The organism is Bacillus sp. AFS037270 (assembly GCF_002585305.1).
Window position 1 is genome coordinate 16633 of the sequence record NZ_NUNF01000082.1, and the last position, 20842, is coordinate 37474.

Consider the following 20842-nt stretch of genomic DNA (forward strand, 5'->3'; position numbering starts at 1 on the left):
TAGCACGTCACTTTCACTATTTACTTCACGTCGTATCCTTGATCATCGATGGTTTCTTTAATCTTATCTAATGAAACCTCTTGGGTATTAAACTCAACATCCACTTTAGCTGCTTTTAAGTCAACTTTTACGGAACTAACACCGTTTAGTGCACCTACACTTCCTTCTACTGCTTTCACACAATGACCGCAAGACATTCCTTGAACATTTAATGTTACCTTTTCCATTTTAAAACTCCCTCTCATTTATTTTTTTATTAGTCTTTGTATAGTAGTTAGCAGTTCATCCACAACTGCATGGTCGCCCTCTTGAATTCTTTCGAGCACACAACTTTTCATATGGCCTTCCAAAAGAACTTTCGCAACACTATTTAAAGCTGCTTGGGTGGCTGCAATTTGCGTAATAACATCATCACAATAGGTGTCTTTTTCAATCAGACCTTTAATACCACGAATCTGTCCCTCAACTCTATTTAATCTTGAAACAAGATTTTGCTTCGTTTTATCTGAATGATGACTTTTTCGTTCTGACGTTAAAGGAGCACAGTGTTCATTAGAATGATTCAGGTTAACAGGATCGTGATTATTCATTACCATCCCTCCTTTGATTTAAATTTACCATACCCCCCTACCCTATGTAAATAGGCGTTGATGAAAAATTTTTAGTTTTCACTGAAAATTCACAAGTTGTACACAAGCTAGTCTATTTAACTTGAATTAACATAATGAACAAAGAGTGGTCTTAACCAAAAACTACCATTTTATGACTTTCTATTCCTTTCAACACACCATCATTATATTAAACTACAAGATATTACAAATTCCTTACAGTTAGATTACGATTTTCGGCATAATATATCAATTTATCTAAACGGTAGTAAACTAAAGGTATATATAGAAAATTAATTAGTAAGGGGAAACAAATGAAAAAGAAGTTTATAGCATTATTTACAGCTACAGTATTCGGGACATCCTTATATAGTACGACAGCCATGGCTGCGACAATCAAAGTTAAAAGCGGGGATACTTTATCTAAGTATTCTAAACAATATAATATAGCAGTTTCAGAAATTAAGACTGCTAATAAATTATCAAGTGATAGAATCTATATTGGCCAGAATTTATACATACCTGAGAAAGGCAAGGTCGTGGCTAAAACTAGCACCAGTCCATCTTCAGTAGTATATACAGTAAAATCTGGTGATAGCTTGTCATTAATCGCCAAAAGATATGGGACAACAGTGACACAACTAAAATCGTGGAATGGATTGAAATCGGATTTAATTAGAATAGGTCAAAAATTAAAAGTTACTAGTGGTACTGTGACATCGCCAGTTGCTCCGACTCCTTCGGCTACTAAACCTGCAGTGTCCTCCATTAATAAAGCCAAATTGGTTCAAGACGCAAAAACAGTGGTTGGCAGCCCCTACAAATGGGGAGGAACTACTTCAAGCGGATTTGATTGCAGTGGATTTATTTACTATGTAGTCAACAAACAAAAAAACGTCTCTCGTTCGACTGTTGCTGGATATTGGAACATGATGAAACCTGTGTCTACTTTATCCGTTGGCGATTTTGTCTATTACGAAACGTATAAAAAAGGTCCTTCGCATATGGGAATCTACGTAGGGAATGGTAAGTTCATTCATTCTGGGTCCCAGGGAGTTCAAATTTCCGACATGAATATCTCTTACTGGAAATCTCGTTATCTTGGGGCAAGACAATTCTAGTTTTAAAAGTCCTTATCTTATCGATAGGGGTTTTTTTAATTGCTCACTAACTCGGTAACATCTAAAAAAGACTAGAGTTTGAATTGCAAAATCTAGTCTTTTTTCAATTTACATTATTTTATTAGACACGGTGCATCATTGGAAGTGAGAACAAATAAATGTTTGCTACTGCAAGCAGTACCATTAATACATAATATGGAGCTAATGCTTTAAAGGATCCCTTATTACCGATACGGTATGCCGTATAGATGGAACCAATCATCCCTATTACAATAATAATATACTGCAACATTTGAACAGATGAAGCTGGAGCAAATGCAAGGTCACCCCTTGTTACATTCATACCGAATAATGCAGCAGAGTTGTACCAGATTGCTTTTCCTTCAGTAATAATATGGAACAAGTTGTGAGCAAGGTGGCCTGCTAAATCCAATGGAATAATCGCATAACCGAAACGAACAAAGTTTTTCTTAACTTTCTCTACAGATCCACCTGTTATGGTAGCAAGTTTAGCTGTTCCATATAAGAGCGCTACTGGGATTGCCATTGCAATAATGAAGGCGACAGTAAAGTTTACATTATAATTATCCGTTCCTGTAACAGATCCAATTGCGTTTAAGATATCCTGCCATATTGCTACCATTGTGATGTTTTGAACAAATACAATACCCATAATAACCGCTGCTAAGAATGTATGCTCCACCATTGGTTTTTTGATTCCCCATAATTCAGATGTTGGTACACGAGGGGAAATACGAATTGAGTTATTTGGACAACTTTTTACACAGTTTCCACATAAGTTACAATCAGCTGCGGTATCCATAGTTCTTACAAATTGAAACATTGGGCAACCTTCAGCTTTTTCGCTTCCTTTATAGCACGATTGAGTTTTACATGTCTTACAAATCTCAGGTGTGCCGCGAAGTTCTAATGACCCGGAACGCGAATAGTTACCTGAAAGTCCTCCTAGAAAGCATAAAGTTTTACAAAATGATCTTCTTTCGTAAAAGATAGAAGTCCCAACTACCATGGTTACAAGTAAAAGAAGTAAATAACCCGATCCTCTTGGTGATTCAACAATCCCCCAAATATGATCGCTGTACGTAATGGCGATGAAGAAAAAATCAATCATCCAAAGTCCATACTTTCTTAAAAACTTTGGCATGGGCCGATTACTACCGATCGTTTTGCGAATAATGTCGCTTACTTTACCAAACGGACATATTGTACACCAAAATCTTCCGATTACTAAGAAGAAAATTGGTATTAAAGGCCACCATAAAACCCAAGTCAGGGATGTTCCAGCATTTCGGGAGGGATCAACTGTTCCAGCCACCAATTCATAGACAATAACGGAAAAAACAGCAAGGACTATCCATTGAAAAACCCCCGGATACCATTTACTTTGTATAAATTTCTTAACGATAGGTATTGATAATAAATTATAAGGCTTTTTTTCCTCCAATTGTTTTTTCTCTTTAAATAACTTGTCTTTTGGAATTGCCACTGGAACCATCCTTTCTTCTAAACCACTTGTTCCAAACACCAATTACTATAAAGGAAAGATTAACCGCACCGAACGTTCCTAAAACCTTAAGGTTTGCCGGTTCTTCTTTGACAGGCTCATGACTGTGACCGCCACTGCCCTCCATATCCATACCTTCCATGTCTTCCCCTTCAGTCATTCCTTCCATATCATGACCATTACTGGAGTTATGATCACTACTCACGCTTTTAGTTTGATGACTATTTGAGTTGTCCCCACTTATGTCCATGCCTTCCATATCATGTTCCGATTGGCCATTCAGGCTAGATGTGGATGGAACTTTACCATGATCTCCATCCGCGAAAGCTATTCTTCCCCCTGAAAATACAACCACAAGGATAATGATTAACAACCATTTTCCCTTCAAAGCCTTCACCTCATTTCAAATTAGTGTAACGTACGATAATTGCTTAACAACTTAAACTTTAATAGAAAAGTTTGCAGAAACTTTGAGTTTTTCTTGTATAAAATATGTCATTTGCAAAAACATCTTGATTTGACACAAAATTGGAATAAAGTATTATTAACCTATAATTTTTATGGTGGGAATTTTTTAGAAATCTATTAAATCTGCAAAGTTTCTTCAAAATCTTCTTCTATTATTAAGGTATAAACTTTGATAAGGTGGTGGCGATATGAAAACAATTTTACTTGTCGATGATGAAACTCGAATGCTTGACCTTTTAGGACTTTATATAGCTCCTCACGGTTATAAATGTGTTAAGGCTAACTCAGCAAAAGTCGCTCTGACTTATTTTGAAAAAGAAAAAATTGACCTGATAATCTTGGATATTATGATGCCAGAAATGGACGGTTGGGCAACCTGCAAAAAAATAAGAGAGTTTTCAGAGGTCCCCATTATTATGCTGACAGCCAGGAGTGAAACGCCAGACATCATAAAGGGTCTAAAATTTGGGGCTGACGATTATGTGACAAAACCTTTTAATGAAGAGGAGTTATTAGCCAGAATCGAGGCATTGCTAAGAAGAACGAGAACTTCAACAGAAAATCAGCATTTTCTAGTTTTCAATGGCCTAGAATGGAATCAGGAATCTATGGAATTAAAATATAAAGGCCAAGTCATTTCGGTCACACCGAAAGAATTTGCTTTAATTGGTTTGTTTATAAAAAATCCTCAAAAAGTTTACTCTCGTGAACACTTATTGTCATCTATATGGGGGCTCCAGTCGCAAATAGATGATCGAACTATTGATTCCCATATTAGGAATTTACGTGAAAAGTTAAGGAATGCAGGATTCCCTATAGATAACCACCTTTTTACAGTTTGGGGTATAGGATACAAATGGGTAAAGGAAGATTCTGAAAAGAACAGGTAAATGCAATAATTGAATTTAAACATGCTCCTTTTAATGAACTTTTATCCACTAAAAAAGCAGTGATCTAGTTGATAATCACTGCTTTTTTATCGTTATTTTAATTTTCCAGATGTGATAATTTGCTCCCAATTATCCCCGCCATCTTTCGTTTCATACAAAGATGTTGAAAATGTGGAAACCACAATTTGTTTTTCGTCCTTTTCATTTACCGATATAGAAGAGACCACATCCTGACCAAGATCTAAACCTATACTTTTCCAAGATTGTCCTCCATTTTTAGAAATCATTACCCCTGCGGCCACATTGTCCATTGAGTAAGCAATAATGTCTTTTCCATTATGCATAACTGTCATAGCTGTAATTAGACGGGTATCGTCAAACATTTGCCAATTTGCTCCACCATCTTTTGAAATCATAACTCCATTTTCTGTACCCGCCAGCAAGGTATTTTTATCTTCCGGTAGAACAAGTAGCGAGTGAACTTTCATCAGGTCACTTGGTAATCCTTTTGGTTCTATCTTAGCCCATTTTTTCCCACCGTCAAAACTCTTATAAATCCCAGCACCATATTGCCCTGTACCCATATCATTTAGTCCATAAATGACGTTTGGATCATGATGATATGTTGTTAAAGTGTGGAAATCAATTTTACCAACATACTCTACCTCTTCCCAATGCAGCCCTTTATCTTTACTGATTAATACTCCCATTGGGTTCGGATATTCAGAGTTCGTACCAGGGTGTCCACTTGTTAACATTGTACCGTCAGAACGTAAATGGAATCCCATAAAATCATCATTTGCGGAACCCACTTTATTCCAAGTTTCACCTGCATTTTTTGTTGAGAAAAGACCTTCATGAGTTGCTATGTAGGTTGTCCCATCGTTAGTAATACCTACTCCATGAATATCTTCAATTTTTTTCCCGCTCTTTACTGCTGTTATCTTTGAATCCTCTTTTGAACTACAAGCTGAAAGAATTAAACTCAAAGACAATACTGATAATACCAATACCTTTTTCATGACCCACCTCAAAATATTCTTTTTACAAACAAATTTATATTGATTATGTAAATAATATATCAATTAAATATCAAGAAACTGTGCATTTTTGATTATTGTCATCATTTGGTCTTCTATCATTTCACAAAATTCATCCGACAACCCCTACATAAGAAAAGCTCAAGGCGCCCGCCTATCGGTGACAAGCGCAAGACGAGCCGGCTGAAAGNNGCGCCTGGAGCTGGACAATTCTCAAAGTCGATTTTTATACTTTCTTAATCTGTTAAAAAATCGCTTCCCAAAGGAAACGATTCTTTACTTTTCCCTAGCTGCTAATGGCATTGACAATTTTCTCCGTTACAAGAGCAATCCGAAGAGCAAGAAGGACATTTCCCTTGTTTGGATTTTTGAATATTTTTATATAAGACTAAACCCGCTACTGCAAATATAACAATACCAATAATCCAATTAATCATTTTTCACTCCACCTTTCAGCAAAACTTTTGATTTATTAATAACACTAAATGTTTTAAATAACTTACTTAAAAAGTTTTGTGATTGATTATTTCTTTTTAATACAGTCTTTCTTTCCATCTCCATTTGGTGGAGAGTAAATTTCATGGGTTTCTGACACATAAGGATCCTCCTTAGTATTCCTTAATAATCATACAGCATCTTTATCCGCTTTGAGTTTAGTAAATAAGTTTGCAGAAAGTGACAAGATTTTATTACAATTTATAGAACTGTAGATTATTGTTTGGATAGAGTAAGGGATAAATTAACCTTAAATCATTCACATCTTCTGCAAACTTTCTTCACATAAATAATTTAAAATGGTTGTATTAAAACAAGAGGTGTAAGGCATGAAAATATCCATTAAGTTAGGTTTATGGTTTTTTATTAGTATAGTTTTTATCGAAGCCTTTTCTATGATTTTCTTACATGAGAAATTGGTACACTCACAAGTTCATCAGGAGCTGCAAGCACTTCAAGCAAGAGGCAATAGTCACCGTGCTGTATTAGAAATTAATTCAGATTCAGCAACCCTGCATCACATTGGTTTAATGGAGTCACAGACTGATACAGAAGTGGTAATTACAAATACTAAAGGGGGAATTTTGGTTTCTTCCACTAAAATCAATAAAAACATGGAGAACTTATTAAATAAACGTATCAATAACCTTCCTAGAAATGGTAGAATTCTTCAACCAGATTGGCAAAACGAAAAATATATCGCAACCGTTACTGCATTTAATAATAAGGATGGAAAAAAAGCCGGTTACGTGTATATGTTTAGAAAAACGGATGAGGTTCAAAAGTTAATCTCGCAGTTGAATAAACATTTTCTTTTGGCCTCATTATTAATCCTTATCTTTATGTTAATTACGGTTTTCTTTTTATCCAAAGCACTAACCAAGCCTCTTATTTCAATGAAAGAAGCAACCAAAAAGCTGAGTAAAGGGGATTTTTCCGTAACACTTCCACCTCCTTCTAAAGATGAGCTTGGTGAATTGTCCCAATCGATACAGACACTTGCAAAAGACTTAAACTATTTAAAACAAGAGAGAAATGAATTTTTGGCCAGTATTTCTCATGAACTTCGAACTCCCTTAACTTATATTAATGGGTATGCTGAAATAGCTAAAAGGAAGGAACTTGATGAAGCTGATAGATTTAAGTACCTCGAAATTATTCGTGAGGAATCCCAACGTGTGAGCGAATTACTTAAAGAATTATTTGATCTGGCAAAATTGGACCAAAATACGTTTTCAATCTTTAAAGAAAAAGTCGATTTATGTGTTTTTTTAAAGTCGATTTATCAAAAGGTTTTACCTGCTTTTAAAAATAAAGGAGTAGCACTAAAGCTAGTCTGTCACCAAACCATTGATTTGAATATAGACCCTTCCCGCTTTGAACAAGTAATATTAAATTTGTTAGATAACAGTCTTAAATATTCAAAAGAGAATACAACCACGTATTTAAGAGTAAGTGAGGGGAATGAAACAATTAAAATTACAATAAAAGATCAGGGAATAGGCATCCCGCAAGAAGATCTTCCTTATATCTTTGACCGTTTATATAGAGTGGAAAAATCCCGTTCAAGAGTTACCGGTGGGTTCGGATTGGGCCTTTCTATTGTTAAACAAATAGTTGAAGCTCACGGAGGAGAAATTTCTGTTGAAAGCCAAGTTGGACATGGAACAAGCTTTACAATTAATTTACAACAGTAAAAAAAGGCCTAATAGTTATCTCGATCAATTAAACTTTCTTACTGGGCTGTTTAAAAATAAATTATAGACAAATTAAAAAAGAAGGATATCCTCCTTCTTTTAATTTTTATAGGTGATGATCCATCTCTTTTTTTCCTCTATAAGGACCAATAAGTTACCGTATCAAAAATTCCTAAGAGTAGCATCAGGACACCAGCAATTCTTTGAATAACCATACCCAACTTTCTTCCCTTTTTCATAATCACTCCACTTCCACCAAGGTACCAAATAACGAAAATCACGAACAATAATGGAATGGCTGTTCCCAGAGCAAAAGTAGGAGGCAGAATAAAACCGTATGGACTAGTAAGAACTACTGGCATTAAGGTCACAAAAAATAGGACAAACATAGTTGGACAGAATGCAAGTGAAAAACTAAGTCCTAACATAAAAGAAGCAAATGGACTTTCATGCTTGTATTCTTTCGAAAGCTTTAATAAATTAAATGATCCCTTTAATTTGATAACCCCCAACATAAACAAACCAACAAAGATTAATAAAGGCCCCATTATTTTCCGGAGCCAAGGAAAATATAAAGGTAGATTTTGTTCAAATCCTCTTCCTAGCATCCAAACCAAAACACCTAATAAAGAAAAAGCAACTACTTTTCCTAGTGTGAAATAAGTAACATCCTTCCATGCAATTTCCCTTTGTATAGATCGGTTGCCATAAAGGGTTACTGCACTAATATTTCCTGTAAGCTGACAAGGTGCCAGTGCTCCTACTAATCCCAAAATTAATGCAAAGACAATGGGCCAGGATTCTAAGCTATTTGCCATATTAAAAAATGGTTTGCTTAATACTGCACTTATTTGGCTTAATAAATTGTACATAAAATCACCTTACATCACTATTTTAATAGAAATAGATTAACATAAAAAAATGCAGAAATTGTGGAGAATGATAATTATTGATTGCAATTGTTCGCAAATAAAAAGGGATTGTAACTCAATCCCTTTAAGCTCTAATTTATGTTATTAATATTTTTATACGTTTCTGATTATTTAGCAGAAAGTTCACTTTCTGTTACCCATTGATGATTTGTCACCTTTTCTCCACCGGTAGTTGAAGTGTAATCAACCATATATACTGTTGTTTTTTCAGCTGAATCAATGGTTCCAGTTGCTCCTTTCATACCCTCCATGTGGTCTGCTTCTAAGGTAACCTTTGTTCCAGGTTCTAATGCTTGATCACCAGCATCTTTAATTTCTTCTTGAATCACCCATTTATGATTCTTTACCGGTTCTCCCCCTGTAGTCGGTGTATAGGTAACAGCGTAAGCAATTGTATCATATGCACCTACAATCGTCGCCTCAGCACCATTCATGCCTTCCATATGATCTGCTTTTATGATTGCTTGGCTTCCTACTTTATAGGTTGGATTTTCAGCTGCTTTTAGTCCTTCAGGAACTTCACCTGAACCAGCATGATTCATATCACCCATATCCATATTTTTGTTATCGTCCATCTTCATATTTTCATGGTCCGTCTTTGAACTTTTGTCAGTACTGTTATCATTACCGTTGTTAGAACACGCTGCTAACATTAATACTAAGGAAAAAACACCAATCAACCATTTTTTTCTTTTCATATTAACCCTCCTAAACATTGTTACAAAATATATCCTACTATAAAATTGTGCAGAAAGTATGGATTTTGATAAAGAGGTGATTTTTTTAATCCAATTAATGTAAATGCAATAATTTTTCAAAAAATTTGTGATATGTATATATTCTTTAGCCTTTAGCAGCCTCCATTAGCGTCAAGAAACTTCCAAAAGGTTTTAGAAAAGTAATTACAAGAAAATAGAAGTTTCCCTAAAGATATTTACCCATTGCTTCTAAAAAGAAGTTCAATTATTATCTAATTAGATGATAATTAAAGTAGGTGATTTCAGAATGCAATTAAATAAAATAGTTGAATTTCATAAAGCATTAGGCGACCTTACACGGATTCGTATTATTGCACTTCTCCAACAAGGTACTTTGCACGGCCAGGCGATTGCTGGAAAGCTTGGACTTAAACCTCCAACGATTACCCACCATATGTCGAAGTTAAGAGAAGTTGGACTGATCAAAGAAAAACGGGATAAAAACACCATCTATTTTTCGCTTAACACCAAAGTATTAGAAAGCAGCGCAAATGCTATTCTAGCAGTTGGTACAGGAGGAAAAGCAAGTATGGAAATGTCGGTTACAGCAGAAGAACGGACTGCTATTATCAATAACTTCTTCACCAAAGACGGAAAACTGAAGAATTATCCTGCTCAACGTAAGAAAAAGCTCGTGGTTCTTGCACATATGGTCAAAGGGTTAGAGTTTGGAAAAGTGTATCCAGAAAAAGAGATCAATGAATATTTAAAGCAATATCATGAGGACTATGCCACCTTACGACGTGAGCTCATCATGTGTCAGTATATGTACCGAGAAAATAATCAATATGAGTTAAATCCTGTGGAATTATGGTGGTTGAGTTAAGGGCGTCATCCGGCGCCCGCTTTTTACGCACAACTAATTAGATATTTTATAAAAGAAGGTGATCACTGTGGTTATTTTTACGAGAAGAGAAACAGTATCGAAAGCTCTTTCTAGCCGGTGTAGTCAATGGGATTTGGGAACGCTTTAGTTCCGTTGCTGTATTAGCGATGCTATTGCAGTTAACAGGATCAGGTTTCGCAGTGGGTATGACTTTAGCCATCAGGCTAATCCCCTTTGTCTTTTTTGGACCTTTAGGAGGTTGGCTGGCTGATCGGTTTTCGAGAAAATTCATATTAGTAGCAACAGATTTCATTCGAATTATTTTTGCTTTATCTTTTTTACTGGTTAACAGTAAGGAGGATCTTTGGATTGTTTATCTTAGTACATTCCTTTTAGCTGCCGGAGAAGCAATTTATAGTCCCGCGAGAAAATCATCTATCCCTCTTCTGATCAGTAAGGATAAGCTTATGAAAGTGAATAGTTTGGAACAAGTGTTGATCGGTATTGTTTTAATTGGCGGTGCATTTTCTGGGGGAATCGTGTCATTTATGTTTGGAGCACATGTAACGTTTTGGTTCAATGCGGCATCATTCTTAGTGGCAGCTGCTATTATCTCAACGATTAGGTTCCCTGATATACGAGTGAATGAAAGCAGTCAGCCTATAAAGGAATCTATGCCTGTTATATTCAAAAAAGTCATTTTGCTGTCTGCTCCGGTGCTAATTCTTTTGGTCTGTGAGGTTTTAATTGCTTTCATAAACGGAATCGATAATGTCCTTATAAGTGTGTATGCCGTTTATGAATACCATTTGGGGGATATCGGTGTTGGCCTTTTTTATGGAGCATTAGGGATTGGGTTAACGTTAAGCTATTCCGTTGCCAACCGGCTTAGGAAAAATTTCTTGGTAACTGGTTTAGTCTGTTTAATGCTGGAGGGAACATTTCTATTATTATTAAGCAGAACCCATTTAGTCGTCTTTGCGTTTCTTCTATTTTGTCTTGTTGCTTTTGTGTCGGGAATTGGGAATGCATGCTTTGATACCGTACTGATGAAGGAAATTCCTGAGGAGCATCAGGGAGTGATGTTTGGGCTGTTAGCAACGCTTGGAAACACGATATTGGGGCTGTCGATGTTTTTAGCTGGGGTGGCTTTGGAATTTGTTGTGCCTCGTTTGTTAGGTTTTATTGGTGGAGTGGCATATATACTTATTCCTATTCTCATTCTTGCTACAATTTCAATGAAGTCTGTCGAAAGAGGAGAATGCATCAATAAAATGTGACTTCCCTTTTTTAATTAATAAGATCAAGAATAGAAAACTATTCAAACGTTTGATTGGATTTTCTATACCATATGTACCAAGGGGTTCAGCAATTTAATAAAACGTTTGGTTAATTTTCTACTAATAATATTTGAGTGTAATAGATACCTACGTACTACTCTCTTAACTATATGATTTTTCTCTTTAACTGTCCTTAACGAGAATTTTCTAATAAAAGATGATATCATTATCACTAACATATCACCTTGTAGGAGGCTATCATGAAGAAGCTAGTTAAAGTAGTTGCAGCAATTATTGAAAACGAAAGGCAAGAAATTTTATGTGCACTAAGATCTCCTGAAATGTCTATTCCAAATAGGTGGGAGTTTCCAGGTGGAAAGGTAGAGGTAAACGAAGATATTTATTCCGCCTTAGAAAGAGAAATTACTGAAGAGTTAAACTGTAAGATTGAGACATTTAAAGAAGTATTTAATGACAACACTCATGAATATGAAACATTCATTATTAATTTAATCTCTATCAAGTGTAGAGTGGTTGAAGGAATTCCCACTAAAAGTGAACATTCTAAGCTAATTTGGCTAAATAGAGAAAACCTTGAGTCACTAAAATGGGCCCCAGCTGATATTCCTGCGGTGGAACAACTAATTCAAGAAAAATAGTCTTCTCACAATGAGAAGACTATACTTTTTTTGTAAATTCCGTAAATAAAGTTGAAGGAATTTCGTTTTCTAATTTTAGTATTACCGTGATTGGCTTTTCACCTTCAAATTTAACTGTATTCCCTTTTCCAATATAAATGAAAGGCTCATTCTTTCCGTCGATTTCTCTGTACTTTCTTACAAATAGATGAAGATTGATTCCCTGACGTTCATTATAAATAATATTTTGCCCTCTCTCTGTATTTTGGGAAGTACTATTTGGAGTTTGCCATTGAAAATAACGCTCATCGATAAATTTATCCTTATAATTAATGGTTTCCTTAATATCCTCTTCCTTATGGAGATCGATAAATAAGAAATAATTATTCCCATTCGTAAGAAGCCCTGAACCCCTAAAGGAACTATGGATTTTACGATAATTCGATAACAAAGCTGCATCCACCATTTGGTATTGCTCAAATAATTTAAAGTGTGGGACACTGTAGTAGTCCGCTTTGAATTCCTTTTCGTACCGGAAAACCCCATAAGTGATGATATCTTCAATAAACCTTCTGTAATCCTCATTTTCTAATACCGCTTTAAAAAGTGGCGTTTTAATGAGTTCCCCATTGATATAATGAACTAACTTCGGCTTATTCTTTATCTGGACACTGTCGTAATAGTTTTGATTTAAGCATTCAAAAGCATGAAAAACACTATCATCATCAACATTACTAACCATTTTTAGGATTTGATGTTTAGCGATATCTAAATTTATTTCCTCGTGGTCTAACAAATACCTTATGATAACAAACTCATAAATCCTTTTAATCGGAAGTTTACTTGATAGTTCCTTTAAAGTCCCTTCAAAATCTTCATTTTGTAAAAGCTTCTTTAAATAGTCGTCCTTTTCAACTTTGGCGAGGAACTGTAAGTATGTTTTTTCTCGATCAATGAATTTAATTGGATCTGGTGCTCCATCATATTTCATGAAATCCATTAACAATATTGGAATTCGACCCTGATTTAGCTTTTTAAATTCAAAATACTCTTCCTTTAAATACTTCATGGAATTGAAGTTTTCCTTATCAATCTGAGCTAAGATCCTTTCCTCCGAAATCTTATCCATTTGTATATGAGTACACCCTGGAATATTCGCAAACCCAGTTGCAACTGCTACTTTTAAGCTTTCTTTATCATAGTACCTGCTACCATTTAGAGCTAAAGCAATCAAAAACGTTTTATTATGGTTCCCTATAAAGTCAAGAACCGTTAAGAACTCTTTATTTGCATACTTACGTAATCCTCTTCCTAATTGTTGAATAAACACAATAGGAGAGTTGGTGGGTCTCAGCATTAAAACAGTATTAACAGAAGGGATATCTACACCCTCATTAAAAATATCAACGGTAAAAATAAATTCTAGGTCATCATGATCACTTTCTAATCTGTTAATATACCGTTCACGTGTCTCAGGTGAATCGGCACCATATAAACAAACACTATTATAGCCCCTCTTTTTAAACTCACTTGCCATATATTGTGCATGCTCTATACTTACGCAAAAACCTAACCCTTTTCGTTTCTCACCATCATGTCCATAGAAATCCATTTTCTCAATAATAAAATCAACCCGTTCATTAACCTTTAACCTCTTGGTGATTTCCGTGATATCATCAATATCTACATCACTTAGGTCGATGCCTTCAATATCCGTTATTCCAAAATAATGAAACGGAATAACCAACTCATCCTCCAAAGCCTCATGTAAACGTACCTCGAGTGCTACATTATTATCAAAGAGGTCAAACACATTATAGCCATCACTACGTTCTGGGGTTGCGGTCATACCTAAGGTAAACTCTGGCTTAAAGTAATTAAGTACAGTTTGGTAAGTTGGACTTGTCGCATGGTGGGCTTCGTCAATAATCAGATATTCAAACTCTTCCCTTTCAAATTCATGAAAACATTTGGAAATAGTCTGAATGGTGGCAAACACATAATCTACATTCTTTTGCTTGTGATTACCGGTTAGTAGGCCAAAAGAAAGCCCCTCATTCGGTAAGAGCATTTCAAAAGTATCCTTTGCTTTCTTTAAAATCTCTTCTCTATGTACAATAAAAAGGAGTTTCTTAGGTTTATAGCTTTTTACATCAAATGCCGACATATACGTTTTTCCTGTACCAGTTGCAGCAATGACTAGTGCTTTTGATTCACCAAAGCTTCTTAGTCTCTCGAGATTTTCGGTAGCTCGCTTTTGCATTCTATTGGGAACAATATATTGTTTATTTTCATAAATCATTTGATGCGTGATCTGAGTGCTCTTAAAGCTCTTAAGGAAATCCTCATATCTCTTAATAAAATCCTCATCGGCATTCTCACTCATATTCCAAAGGTAATCATATTCATTTAATACATCCTGTATAAAACGGCCATTCTCTTTAGTAATAATTTCAACATTCCATTCAATATTGCTTTTTAAAGCACTTTGAGTAATATTTGATGAACCAATAATCACCTTATAGCTATCTCTATACTCGAATATGTATGCTTTTGTGTGGAAACCAATTTCTTTGTCAGTAACAAACACCTTTAAATCTACATTCTGAAACTCTTTAATTTTTTCTAGTGCCTTTGCATCTGTAAAATTAAGATAAGTAGATGTGATGATTCTACCCTTAATCCCTTTTTTCTCTGCCTCTTTTAAAGGATCAAGAAGGAGTTGAAGCCCGCTAAAATTTATAAATGCGACGCTAAAATAGAACCTCTCACACTCGCTCATTGATTTGACTAACTCTCTTAACAAATTACCCTTTTCAGAGTTTACGATTAGTTTCTTTTCTACCGATTCCATAGTATGCTCCTGACTATATGTCACCATTATGTTTATACTGTTATTTATTGGATGCTTGTGAAAATTCTACTATATTTCGTGGTAAATAAAAAGATCCTCTCGTCAAGATTTGAGTTGAGGATCTTTTCCTAAAATTTTCTACCTTAATAGGTTTGCAGCCTTTTAAAGTAATCTTTCGAACTTATGATTAGGTTCTCGTGGTGTATCTAAATGAGGTTACTCTCAGCAAATTTTTCAAACAATTTATTTGATGTATCAATTAATAATTCTGGTCTAGTGCTAGAACCTTTAAAGTTATTTTCTAAGTAAGAATCTTTCATAACATCTGATATTACTTTAAGGATTTCTTCTGAAATACTAGCCTTAACCTCTTCATTGTTTATATCATCCACCGAATTTCCCCGACTAATTTCAACAATTAACTTCATAATTAGCCTCAACGAAGAAAATGTCAATAAATCTTAGGAATCACACGCATTATTATTTACTATTTTTTCTAAAAACTTCATAACATAAATAATATATAACTATCAATCAACTTACACTTTTTACATAATTCATTATCTTTTCATGACCTATACAAGGAGGTTTCAAATGGAAAATTTCGTAGAACAGATTAAGTCATTATCAAACCGTGTTGAGAAACTTCAAAACTCAGTTGCAACTGAAGAGGCTACTAAGACCTCAATTATTATGCCTTTCTTTCAAATACTTGGTTATGACATCTTTAATCCTGAAGAATTCACACCCGAATTTGTTGCTGATGTAGGGATCAAAAAAGGGGAAAAAGTTGATTACGCCATCATGAGTGACGGTAATCCGATTATTTTAATCGAAGCAAAATCAATTAACGAAAAACTGCAAAAACATGACTCACAGCTTTTTAGATATTTTGGAACAACCCCTGCTAAATTCGCAATCTTAACTAATGGAATTATTTACAGATTTTATACCGATCTCGAAGAACAAAACAAAATGGATGTCTCTCCATTCTTTGAATTTAATATCCTCGACATAAAAGATAGTTCTTTACAAGAGCTTGCTAAATTCAAGAAAACTAGTTTTGATTTAGAAAAGATCTTCACTGCAGCCTCAGAATTAAAATACCTCAATAAACTTAAGAACTTCCTAAATGATCAATGGGAAACTCCATCAGAAGATTTTGTACGTTTCATGTTAGGTCAAATTTATGAGGGTGTGAAAACAAAGAATACAATCGAAAAATTCGAACCCATCATTAAGAAGGCCTTTAAACAGTTTATTAATGAATTAGTGAACGATAAAATAAACGCTGCCTTAAAGACTACAAACTCTGAAGATGATCTACGTCAAGAAGCAAGTGTGGCATTAGTAACAGAAACAACCGATACCAAAGATGAGCCACAAATCGTAACTACAGAAGAGGAAATTGAGGGGTACGCCATTGTAAAGCTCCTTATTAAAGACACCATAGCAGAAGAACGTATATGTTATCGAGATAACCTAAGCTACTTTAATATTCTTGTAGATAACAGTATTCGAAAATGGGTATGCCGACTTTGGTTTAACCAATCCCAAAAGTTCATACAATTTAATGACGATGGTAAACCTTCTGTAAATATTGATAAGGTTTCTGATATCTCGCTTCATAAAGATAAACTAAACGAAGTGGCTAAAAGATTCTTGTAAGAACTTTCTTTTTAATAATGGCTAGTTGATGATACTAATTTTATAATATATTGTTTTGCAACTAAAAGGCAAAAAGTGCTAGTCACTTTTCGCCTTTTATCTGCCGATCACGTATTTAAATCGATTGGCGGCCATATTGTTTATTGAAGACCAAGGTGTTTTTAATGCTACTTCCTTTTATGCAAAGGCCTGTTTTAGTTGTTTTCTTGCCCGATATAGCCGTGTCTTAACCGTAGCCGATTTCAAACCGAGCAGGCGTGCGATTTCGTTTTCCTTTAGACCATATTTCACTTTAAGGGTCAGCACCTCTTGGAATTCCTTTGATAGGCTTTCCATTGACCTGTCTACGTCCTCTTGAAAAAGCCGTATGCCTGCCAATTCCTCGGTATCCATCCCATTTGTCTTATGACTCATCATTGGTTCCATTTGGGCAAAGTCAACTGTCATCCATCTATTTCTTTTTTCTGATCTTAAAAAGTCAATGGCAGTCCTGGCTGTAACGGTAGACAACCAGGCACCTAATTTATTTGTATCTTCGATTGTATCAATTTTTTTAAATATTTTTAGAAACGCCTCCTGAACGATATCCTCGGCCCAAAGCCTGTCATGAGTGTACCTAAAGGCAATATGGAGCAGACGATTTGCGTACTCAGAATATACTTGGTTAAAATCAATCGTTCTCAATTCCCCACCATCCTACTTAAAATGATCCTTAATGAAATCCGGAGCATGCTTTTCATCAAAAAACATGACTTCGTAATAATGGGCAGAGCCGAAATAAAAGACAGCCATGTATTCGTGATGCGGGTCAGCGCTTGCGTTATTTAGCATTTGTTCTATTTGACCCTTATTGGTTACATCCAAGGTATCTCTGCTTTTTTCTATGTCACTTTTAATTATTTCGATATCTTCCGTATTTTCAGTTCCAGCTTTGGCTACAAGTACATGAGTAACATCATCGGAGCTTGGCTTTGCGTCTTTAAGCAATTCCTTTTGCCTTAGCCATTCAGTCAAATTTTGATTGATTGGCTTAAATTCAAAGCTCAGAAAGTGGTCATTACCTAGATAAACTTCAATCGTTGAGCCCTTGAAGTAACGGCTATCTTCATATGATTCAGCCAGTACATCTTTCCTTAAAGCCCCAATCACTTCTTTTATATCGTTGGAATTAGACAAGGTAACTCCCCGAGAAACAGGCCCGTTTCCCCCAATAGTGAGGGTTTTAATTTTATTTTGCTTTAATTTAAAAATCTCTTTTGTTGAAAGCTTATATTCCTTTGATTCATAAATTGGTTTGAAAAAATCTTCATAAAGACGTTCATTGACACTGTATTCCCTTGTCACTTTGCTCCCATTTTTCAATTCATATTGAATATAGAAATTTTCTGATTGGTAGTTTTCCTTCTGCTGATTGATTTTTTTATCAGAAAGAAGTTGCTGGTGAAGCCTGCGAACGGCCTCAATATTTGCTTTTTCCTTCATTGGCATTGGTGTATAGTATTCTCCATAAATATCATCTTTTGTATAAAAACCAAATTGATTGGAGAACAGGACGGTTTTGATTTGTTCTTCTTCAGGAACTTTATTTTCATAGAATCCTAGAATGTGAACTCCTATAACAAGGACAGCGGTAACTGCTAAATAAACGATTAATCCTTTAATACGCCCGAAAACCCGCCAAGTTTTTCTTAAAATCATTTCAGCTCCTAAATAGCCAATCACGGCCCCAATGACATAACCGAAAATGGTCCAGCTAAAGCTTCCATAGGAAACTTCCTGAAAGTACGAACCGCCAAGCAGCATCATACAAAATGTAATCCCATATTTAAAAACGGAACGTATTTTTGGAAAGGCGATCGCCTCTGACGCTGCTTCTAGGTTTCTTTTTTTATAAAAAAATATTGAAAGCCCATAGAGCACAATGATTAAGAGTATGTAAACCATCCCGTCATTCCATTGAAACTTTCTGCTGTCGAGGACAGCCGCATACGAAATGGGAGACAATTTTTCAAGCTGTCGATTTAGAAAATAATCGCCTGGAAAACCATAGAGTACTATCTTTAAATTAAAAATCACCAACATTGTCATTCCGATTGGGAAAAAGAGAAAAACATAGGCTAGAACTGCCTGGACAGTTGACATTCCTGTCATCATGGCAATAAACAAAGCGGCTGTGTATAAAAGCAACGTGATGACCAATGTCGTCCCAGCCCAATAGAATATATCCTTTTCACTAAACAAGTTACTGAAGTCTAGTGTGTTATGCATTAGAAGGATGATGAATGTAATTACGGAAACAGGCAGGATTAAAAACACCATACCGGTCAGAGCATATTGATGAAAAATCCTTTCCCTTTTAAGCGGAAGACTATGCATAAGGTCTGCTGCTTGTTTTACATGAAGAAAGCGAAATAAGAAAACTGCCAGGATGACTGGGACAATAACAATTAGCCCAATTTGAAAGGTAAAATTAACGAGAAAAAGATTGTTAGGTTCTGGATAATAACTTTTCGTTTCGTCAGAATAGATCATTAATAATTGAATTGGCAGAATAAATAGCAAGCCTAGAAAGTAAACAATCGAAACCCAGCCAGTACTTCGTCCAATTTGAAGCAGTATTTCTTTATTAAACCAAGACATTCTTGATGGCATAACCGATATCCCCCATTTCATATATAAAGATCTCCTCAAGCGTAAGAGGCAGCAAGTCAAAAATGACAGGGTTTGTCTGAAGAATTTGTCTCTCTATTGCCTCCTCATCACCTCTGACAATGAATAGGAACACACTACCTCTTTTTTCTGTGTGAAGAGGATTGAGATTTAATAGCAGTTTGTCTGGAGGAGTACCATTTTTATAGGCAACCTGTATTTTATGAATATCGGCTTTCAGATCATCCAATTCTTTTTCGATTAAGAGTGTGCCTTTATGGATAATCCCGATATGATCGCAAATGTCTTCAATCTCACGCAGATTATGTGATGATACTAGAATTGTCATGTCTCTTTCGGCGACATCATGAATCAACAGATTTTTGACTTTTTTCCGGACAACAGGGTCGAGGCCATCCAATGGCTCATCCAAAATGAGAATCTCCGGATTGGCAGAAAGGGCGAGAATGAAGGCAATCTGTCTTTGCCACCCCTTTGAGAAGGTATGGATTTTTTTATTCACATTCAAATCAAAAAGCTCGGCCAGTTTCTGAAACCGTTCTTCCGCCCAGGTTGGGTAGCAGCTTTTATAAAAACGGGCCATTTGCTTTGTTGTATATTGCGAGAAAAAATAGGGCTGATCTGGTATGTAAAAGACTTTTTGCTTTAGGTTGATATTTTCAAATATACTTTCACCGTTAATGGTTACTTCTCCGCAATCCTGGCGATATATCCCTGCCAGTAGTTTAATTAGTGTGGTTTTCCCGGCACCATTTGATCCGATAAGACCGTAAATGGAGCCTTTGTTGATGGATAGATTGACATTTTCCAGTGCGATGAAACGGTCAAATTTCTTGCTAACACCTTTCATTTCAATCATTGCTTTCGCCTCCCCCTTTTGCTTTGTCCAGGTCTTGAATTAAATTGGTGATGTCACTCGCTGGGATTCCCAGATACAAAGCTTCCAAGACCAGTTTTTCAAGTTCCTTTCGTACAGCCTCTATTTTCTCTAAGTCCTTTATTTGATTGTTTGGATGGACAAAGCTGCCTTTTCCTTTAATGGAGTAGATAAATCCTTGGATTTCTAATTCTCGATATGCCTTTTGAATCGTATTCGGATTGATCGTGAGTTCGGTAGCTAATGTTCTTACTGATGGCAGCTGTTCATCCGGTTTTAATACTTCATTCATGATAAGCTCCTTCATTTTATCCACTAGTTGTTCATAAATCGGCTTTCGGCTCCTTATGTCTAGCTCAAACATTACGGGGTGCCCCCAATCTGTACTAAGTGTACTACTATTCGTAGTACAGTTTGATTATATTCCAATGCCTTCCAAAAAGAAAGACCATTTTTAGTAATTTTTTACAAAACAGTCAAAAGCCATATGTAACA

General features: G+C 35.5%; 22 protein-coding genes. 7 read left to right on the forward strand and 15 right to left on the reverse strand.

Features of this window, described 5'->3' with window-relative positions; translation table 11 throughout:
* Positions 1 to 20: 20 nt before the first annotated feature.
* Together copZ and COD92_RS28225 are read right to left on the reverse strand one after the other, a co-directional pair.
* Positions 21 to 227 (reverse strand): copper chaperone CopZ, encoded by a 207-nt coding sequence (copZ, locus tag COD92_RS28220; protein ID WP_098527091.1) that lies wholly within the window; start codon positions 225 to 227, stop codon positions 21 to 23.
* Between the two features lie 18 nt (positions 228 to 245).
* On the reverse strand, positions 246 to 590 hold the full coding sequence (locus COD92_RS28225) for a metal-sensitive transcriptional regulator (RefSeq protein WP_098527090.1): 345 nt from the start codon (positions 588 to 590) through the stop codon (positions 246 to 248).
* 332 nt (positions 591 to 922) lie between these two features.
* Here COD92_RS28225 and COD92_RS28230 point away from each other — a divergent pair, with 332 nt between their 5' ends.
* The gene (locus COD92_RS28230) at positions 923 to 1729 is read left to right on the forward strand and encodes a C40 family peptidase (protein WP_098996720.1); all 807 of its coding nucleotides are present in this window, start codon (positions 923 to 925) and stop codon (positions 1727 to 1729) included.
* 121 nt (positions 1730 to 1850) lie between these two features.
* On the opposite strand, the gene COD92_RS28235 is transcribed toward COD92_RS28230, so the two are convergent.
* Both COD92_RS28235 and COD92_RS28240 read right to left on the reverse strand, forming a co-directional pair.
* Positions 1851 to 3236 (reverse strand): 4Fe-4S binding protein, encoded by a 1386-nt coding sequence (locus COD92_RS28235; RefSeq protein ID WP_255295302.1) that lies wholly within the window; start codon positions 3234 to 3236, stop codon positions 1851 to 1853.
* Positions 3208 to 3642 carry a hypothetical protein gene (locus COD92_RS28240; protein WP_098996722.1) on the reverse strand — a complete coding sequence of 145 codons (435 nt, stop codon included), beginning with the start codon at positions 3640 to 3642 and terminating at the stop codon, positions 3208 to 3210. The genes COD92_RS28235 and COD92_RS28240 overlap by 29 nt, the downstream gene beginning before the upstream one ends.
* Before the next feature lie 268 nt (positions 3643 to 3910).
* On the opposite strand from COD92_RS28240, the gene COD92_RS28245 reads away from it, so the two are divergent.
* Entirely contained in the window at positions 3911 to 4612 is a 702-nt protein-coding gene (locus tag COD92_RS28245; RefSeq protein WP_098996723.1) for a response regulator transcription factor, read from the forward strand.
* A 92-nt stretch (positions 4613 to 4704) separates the two neighbouring features.
* Here the strand turns inward: COD92_RS28245 and COD92_RS28250 are convergent, their stop codons facing one another.
* The 3 genes from COD92_RS28250 to COD92_RS32355 form a co-directional block, all read right to left on the reverse strand.
* Positions 4705 to 5634, reverse strand: coding sequence for a F510_1955 family glycosylhydrolase (locus COD92_RS28250; protein WP_098996724.1), 930 nt, complete (start codon positions 5632 to 5634; stop codon positions 4705 to 4707).
* Positions 5635 to 5945: 311 nt separating this feature from the next.
* On the reverse strand, positions 5946 to 6089 hold the full coding sequence (locus COD92_RS33505) for a FeoB-associated Cys-rich membrane protein (protein WP_098527084.1): 144 nt from the start codon (positions 6087 to 6089) through the stop codon (positions 5946 to 5948).
* Positions 6082 to 6249, reverse strand: a complete 168-nt coding sequence (locus COD92_RS32355; protein WP_176550486.1) for a hypothetical protein — start codon at positions 6247 to 6249, stop codon at positions 6082 to 6084. The genes COD92_RS33505 and COD92_RS32355 overlap by 8 nt, the downstream gene beginning before the upstream one ends.
* A 227-nt stretch (positions 6250 to 6476) precedes the next feature.
* Here COD92_RS32355 and COD92_RS28260 point away from each other — a divergent pair, with 227 nt between their 5' ends.
* A complete protein-coding gene (locus COD92_RS28260; RefSeq protein ID WP_098996725.1) occupies positions 6477 to 7844 on the forward strand; it encodes a sensor histidine kinase in 1368 nt (455 codons plus the stop codon).
* Positions 7845 to 7981: 137 nt separating this feature from the next.
* Here the strand turns inward: COD92_RS28260 and COD92_RS28265 are convergent, their stop codons facing one another.
* Positions 7982 to 8716, reverse strand: a complete 735-nt coding sequence (locus COD92_RS28265) for an urease accessory protein UreH domain-containing protein (protein WP_098996726.1) — start codon at positions 8714 to 8716, stop codon at positions 7982 to 7984.
* 167 nt (positions 8717 to 8883) lie between these two features.
* Positions 8884 to 9474, reverse strand: coding sequence for a DUF1541 domain-containing protein (locus tag COD92_RS28270; protein ID WP_098996727.1), 591 nt, complete (start codon positions 9472 to 9474; stop codon positions 8884 to 8886).
* Between the two features lie 307 nt (positions 9475 to 9781).
* On the opposite strand from COD92_RS28270, the gene COD92_RS28275 reads away from it, so the two are divergent.
* The 3 genes from COD92_RS28275 to COD92_RS28285 all read left to right on the forward strand — a co-directional run bounded on the left by COD92_RS28275 (position 9782) and on the right by COD92_RS28285 (position 12299).
* Positions 9782 to 10360 (forward strand): DUF2087 domain-containing protein, encoded by a 579-nt coding sequence (locus COD92_RS28275; protein ID WP_098996728.1) that lies wholly within the window; start codon positions 9782 to 9784, stop codon positions 10358 to 10360.
* A 65-nt stretch (positions 10361 to 10425) separates the two neighbouring features.
* Complete coding sequence (locus COD92_RS28280) at positions 10426 to 11640, forward strand: MFS transporter (RefSeq protein ID WP_098996729.1); 1215 nt, start codon at positions 10426 to 10428, stop codon at positions 11638 to 11640.
* A gap of 260 nt (positions 11641 to 11900) precedes the next feature.
* The gene (locus COD92_RS28285) at positions 11901 to 12299 is read left to right on the forward strand and encodes a (deoxy)nucleoside triphosphate pyrophosphohydrolase (protein WP_098996730.1); all 399 of its coding nucleotides are present in this window, start codon (positions 11901 to 11903) and stop codon (positions 12297 to 12299) included.
* Between the two features lie 19 nt (positions 12300 to 12318).
* Here the strand turns inward: COD92_RS28285 and COD92_RS28290 are convergent, their stop codons facing one another.
* Both COD92_RS28290 and COD92_RS28295 read right to left on the reverse strand, forming a co-directional pair.
* Positions 12319 to 15132, reverse strand: a complete 2814-nt coding sequence (locus COD92_RS28290; RefSeq protein WP_098996731.1) for a DEAD/DEAH box helicase — start codon at positions 15130 to 15132, stop codon at positions 12319 to 12321.
* 206 nt (positions 15133 to 15338) lie between these two features.
* Positions 15339 to 15560 (reverse strand): hypothetical protein, encoded by a 222-nt coding sequence (locus COD92_RS28295; protein WP_098996732.1) that lies wholly within the window; start codon positions 15558 to 15560, stop codon positions 15339 to 15341.
* A gap of 166 nt (positions 15561 to 15726) precedes the next feature.
* Between COD92_RS28295 and COD92_RS28300 the strand changes: the two genes are divergently transcribed.
* Positions 15727 to 16800 carry a type I restriction endonuclease gene (locus COD92_RS28300; RefSeq protein WP_098996733.1) on the forward strand — a complete coding sequence of 358 codons (1074 nt, stop codon included), beginning with the start codon at positions 15727 to 15729 and terminating at the stop codon, positions 16798 to 16800.
* A 177-nt stretch (positions 16801 to 16977) separates the two neighbouring features.
* Here the strand turns inward: COD92_RS28300 and COD92_RS28305 are convergent, their stop codons facing one another.
* Genes COD92_RS28305 through COD92_RS28320 form a run of 4 tightly spaced genes read right to left on the reverse strand, consistent with a single transcriptional unit; the run spans position 16978 to position 20711 of the window.
* Positions 16978 to 17484, reverse strand: a complete 507-nt coding sequence (locus tag COD92_RS28305; RefSeq protein WP_098996734.1) for an RNA polymerase sigma factor — start codon at positions 17482 to 17484, stop codon at positions 16978 to 16980.
* A 12-nt stretch (positions 17485 to 17496) separates the two neighbouring features.
* Positions 17497 to 19452, reverse strand: coding sequence for a DUF6449 domain-containing protein (locus COD92_RS28310; RefSeq protein ID WP_098996735.1), 1956 nt, complete (start codon positions 19450 to 19452; stop codon positions 17497 to 17499).
* Positions 19427 to 20329 carry an ABC transporter ATP-binding protein gene (locus COD92_RS28315; RefSeq protein WP_098527065.1) on the reverse strand — a complete coding sequence of 301 codons (903 nt, stop codon included), beginning with the start codon at positions 20327 to 20329 and terminating at the stop codon, positions 19427 to 19429. Before COD92_RS28315 ends, COD92_RS28310 begins: the two co-directional genes overlap by 26 nt.
* Positions 20322 to 20711: a GntR family transcriptional regulator gene (locus COD92_RS28320; RefSeq protein ID WP_098996736.1), complete on the reverse strand. Its 390-nt coding sequence runs from the start codon at positions 20709 to 20711 to the stop codon at positions 20322 to 20324. Before COD92_RS28320 ends, COD92_RS28315 begins: the two co-directional genes overlap by 8 nt.
* Positions 20712 to 20842: the final 131 nt, after the last annotated feature.